Genomic DNA, 4,225 nt, shown 5'->3' with positions numbered 1-4,225 from the left:
CAAAAAGTGGTCGATGCCAATCCGTAACTGGACGTCTGCTCTGAATCGTTTTATGATTATGTTTGATGACCGTATCAGCAAGCATTTAATCTAAACGGCAGTTACACAGAATTCGGGATGGTCTCGCCGTATTCCATATATATGCGATTGACTATCTAACGCTAGAGAATATTACCGATGTAAGCCAAGCTTTCTATAACAAAATCCCGTTAGCGCAAATGTATCCAACTCCTAGACGACCAGTCTATTTTTAAGTATAGTGTCTTTGTTAGTCGATAACCTCTAAGCATCATTATCATGATATCGTTTCTACTAGAAGAAAAAATACATTGATGAGTGATCCCAATGACATGATGTTTATCATCGGTTATTCATACTCTTAATACACTTATACATAAATTAAATCATAAATATATAAAGGAAATCATCATGCGTAGTGCTATTCATAACAGCTTTGGCAAACCCTCCAACGTATTAAGCGTTGGCGACAGCCCCATGCCCCAGCCTGCTGCCAACGAAGTCCGTATCAAAACCATTCTCTCCCCTATTCATAACCATGACTTGCTGACCGTAAGTGGTCAATACGGCTATAAGCCTGAAATGCCAGCCATCGGTGGTAGTGAAGCGCTAGGTATTATCGATGCTGTGGGTGATGACGTCACAGATCTAAGCGTCGGCCAGCGTGTTGCGTGCGCCAGTGTGCACGAGACGTGGGCAGAGTATTTTGTTGCACCTGCTAGCATGGTATTTAACATGCCTGATAGCATCGAAGACGAGTTGGCTGCCCAGCTGATCGCTATGCCGCTGTCTGCCCTAATGCTATTAGAATTCTTAGAAGTAGATAAAGGTCAATGGATTATTCATAACGCGGCAAACGGCGCTGTCGGTAAAACCCTTGCCATGCTCGCAGCAGCACGCGGTGTAAATACGATCAATCTCGTACGTAGTAAAGACGCGATAGAAGAGTTGACCTCACTCGGCATCAAAAACAATGTCGTCACTGCTGATGATGACTGGAAAGACCAAGTTCGCGCTATCATTGGTGATGACAAAATTACAGCAGCCGTCGATTCAGTCGGTGGTGAGTCGAGCAATGAGCTACTATCGTTACTGGGTAGCAAAGGAACACTGGTCTCATTTGGTATCATGTCAGGCAAGCCAATGGCACTAGACGCTGGTAGCTTGATCTTTAAGCAAGCGACTGTCAAAGGATTCTGGGGCAGCAAAACCAGTCAAGAGATGGATCTCGAAAACAAAAAACGTCTAATCGATGAGCTACTAGAACGCGCTTCGAACGGCGATCTAAAACTACCGATTGAGGCTATCTATAGTCTGGACGACATCACGACTGCCGTCTCTGGAAAAGTACAATCAAGCAAAAAAGGTAAAGTTATTCTAAAGCCTTAAGTGATACTCTAACCTTGCATTGATTGTCATTGAAGGCATCATAAATATGAAAAGTCCATTTGTATTACTCGTCAGATAATACTATGGGCTTTTTTATTTTAACCGTGCTGTTGTCATGATGATTTCAAAGTAATTAGTTTCATAAGCAATTACCTATCAACCCAAATAATAATATTTAATAAGGATATAACTATGTCAAACGATACAACCTTCAAAGCCTTAGTTGTCGAAGAAACCAGCGATGGTGAATTCAAAAAAAGCATCCAAGAGCGCAAAGTCAGTGACTTGCCAGAAAATGACTTGCTCATCGAAGTGCATTATTCATCGTTAAACTTTAAAGACGCAATGTCAACCACGGGTAATAAACGAATCACCAAACAGTACCCGCATACCCCAGGTATCGACGCAGCTGGCGTAGTCGTCAGTGACAAGTCAGGCACGTTTACTGTAGGGCAAGAAGTATTGGTATTCGGCTATGATCTCGGTATGGACACAGATGGTGGCCTTGGTCAGATGATCTCAATCCCCGCAGAGTGGGCACTGGCTTGTCCAGAAACGCTCACCCTAAAAGAAGCAATGACATATGGTACTGGCGGCTTAACCGCAGCGCTAAGTGTCCAAAAGTTAGAAAAAATGGGCGCAAAACCAAGTGATGGCCCAGTTGCTGTGACTGGTGCAACGGGTGGTGTAGGTACGATCAGTATCGCTATTCTAAAGCAGCTCGGCTATGAAGTGATTGCATTCTCAGGTAAGCCAGAGCAAAGCGATCATCTAAAAGCAGTGGGCGCGAGCGAAGTACGTCATCGCGATACCATCAATGAAATCGGTAACAAACCTGTCGGCCGTGAGCTATGGGCCAATGCTATTGATACCATCGGCGGCGACTACTTACCCAACCTGCTCAAGCAAACCAAATCTGGCGGTGCAGTGACCAGCTGTGGCCTAGCAAGTGGCGCTGATTTTTCGATGTCGGTGATACCTTTTATCACCCGCGCGGTGTCGCTATTGGGTATCGACTCGGTCTATATTCCATTGGCTGACAAAGAAGCCATTTGGAAACGTGTCGCCACCGATATGAAACTGCCTAATCTTGAAAGCTATGGTGAAGAGATTACGTTAGAGCAAACACCAGAATACCTAGATCGCTTTATGTCTAGCAAGGTGGTTGGGCGTTATGTGGTGAATGTGAAGGGCTAAGTTTTTAAGAGTTAGTGTTATAAGTAAAAGGCAGCATTTCTTTTGAGGTGCTGCCTTTTTTTCTAAAAGACTTTTTTGATTATGTGTCATATTTCCAATGAAAGAGCAGTTTTGCTAAAAGTCTAGTATCCATGATGCTTGTAGAGCAAGATTTAAATGCTTTCTTATTTTTCTTAAACATAGTTTTCAGTTCTTCATCACTTTTATCAGAATAAAAATCAGGAAAAGCACCAAAATTATTCATAAACACACCCCATTTGAATGCTAATTTAAAATCTTTCCAACCTTGTAGGTTACCATTCTTATTAGGCTGTGATAACGCTACTAGCATATAGTCTTCTATAAATTTGATTTGACGATTACCTGCTGAATATCTAATAGTTTCAAAAGCTTGTTTCATTGCCACAAGCGATTGTTCAAACTCTTTATCATAGTAGAAATTTAAACCATCTATCCAATGTTTTAACCATGGGAAAACAATATCATTACCAACTTCTTGATACTCATTTAACCAATTTTGATAGCCAGATTTCTGCTTTAGAATTTCATAACCATCAATACAGTTTGCAATATTTTTCATATAATCTTTAATATTTGGTTCGACTATAATGCCTTGAAAAAACTCAATTATAAAACTAGGTGCATCATTATTAGATTTCAACAAATTCAACAAGTCTTGTTGAACCTTATAGATATCTTTATCAGGATTTTGGTTATTATCGGCAGAATGCACTTCAAGGTATCTCGATTGGGCCCACATAAGACCTTTAGCAATAAACTCTTCAGATTTTATGCAGTTATTAAAAAACTGGTCTATTAAAGTGACTTTGAACCAACCTTTATCTGTAGTCTCTTGCAACTCTGCATTTATTGCCTGATAGCTTTTATCATTATTAACAGCTGAAAAAATTATTTGGAAATCAGTATTTATTGACTTAAAATAACCCCTTAATTTATTTAATAAATCTGTTACTTCCTCTTCTTTATAGTTGTCATACATTTTTTTTAAGCAGTAGGTAGAAAACCTAGCTATCAATAAGAAAAATCTATATTTTTGCTTCCTATCCTCATCAATATTATGAAACCTAAAAGCTCTATCAAAGACATCTAGAATATTTGGAAATGGTGGCAGCTTAACTGTCGCACTTGCCCAGTTTTTTACGTTAGCTAAATCTTTTTCAATTTGATCGAACTCCTTGTTGCCGCCGTTATTAATAGTGTTATGAAACTCTTCTTGGCTTTTATTTTCACAAGTATATATCCATTCAATAATAGTAGATAATGGGGTCGTATCTTTATATTCTAGATACCAAAATGTATTAGTGGATGAGATAGGAGTATCAAAAAAAGCGCTATAATATTGCTTATATTTAAAAACTGAAAGAGTTGCTCGATATAAAAAAACTTTACTTATTAGATAGTATAGCGACTCTTTTTTTCCTAAATGAGTATGCTCAGTTAATACAGTCTGAGTATATATTTGAAATAATTCTACGAGAGTTTCCCAAACTTTGTGTAACTGCTTATAATCCACTAACAGGAGAATAAGCAATGACTAACCAATCTGACATCAAGAAACTGGCTGAGCAAATGGCCAGCAGCATGAAAAGCTTCGATGACA

General features: G+C 39.2%; 3 protein-coding genes and 1 pseudogene. 3 read left to right on the top strand and 1 reads right to left on the bottom strand.

Annotated elements, in window-relative coordinates:
* Positions 1-429: 429 nt before the first annotated feature.
* Both JMX63_RS14215 and JMX63_RS14210 read left to right on the top strand, forming a co-directional pair.
* Positions 430-1,407, top strand: a complete 978-nt coding sequence (locus JMX63_RS14215; RefSeq protein ID WP_134292792.1) for a zinc-binding dehydrogenase — start codon at positions 430-432, stop codon at positions 1,405-1,407.
* 192 nt (positions 1,408-1,599) lie between these two features.
* Positions 1,600-2,604, top strand: coding sequence for a YhdH/YhfP family quinone oxidoreductase (locus JMX63_RS14210; protein WP_201573142.1), 1,005 nt, complete (start codon positions 1,600-1,602; stop codon positions 2,602-2,604).
* 79 nt (positions 2,605-2,683) lie between these two features.
* Here the strand turns inward: JMX63_RS14210 and JMX63_RS14205 are convergent, their stop codons facing one another.
* Complete coding sequence (locus JMX63_RS14205; RefSeq protein ID WP_201573140.1) at positions 2,684-4,156, bottom strand: hypothetical protein; 1,473 nt, start codon at positions 4,154-4,156, stop codon at positions 2,684-2,686.
* Here JMX63_RS14205 and JMX63_RS14810 point away from each other — a divergent pair.
* Positions 4,156-4,225: pseudogene (locus JMX63_RS14810) on the top strand (transposase); the annotation flags it as partial. The gene JMX63_RS14205 and the pseudogene JMX63_RS14810 sit on opposite strands and share 1 nt — an antisense overlap.

Source organism: Psychrobacter nivimaris (assembly GCF_904846365.1).
GTDB classification, from domain to species: Bacteria; Pseudomonadota; Gammaproteobacteria; order Pseudomonadales; family Moraxellaceae; genus Psychrobacter; species Psychrobacter nivimaris_B.
Note: the sequence above shows the minus strand (reverse complement) of the source record. Positions and strands in the feature narration are given on the sequence as shown.

Coding starts and splice junctions, on each gene's coding strand:
- JMX63_RS14215 (WP_134292792.1), top strand. CDS start 430: ATGCGTAGTGCTATTCATAACAGCTTTGGCAAACCCTCCAACGTATTA.
- JMX63_RS14210 (WP_201573142.1), top strand. CDS start 1,600: ATGTCAAACGATACAACCTTCAAAGCCTTAGTTGTCGAAGAAACCAGC.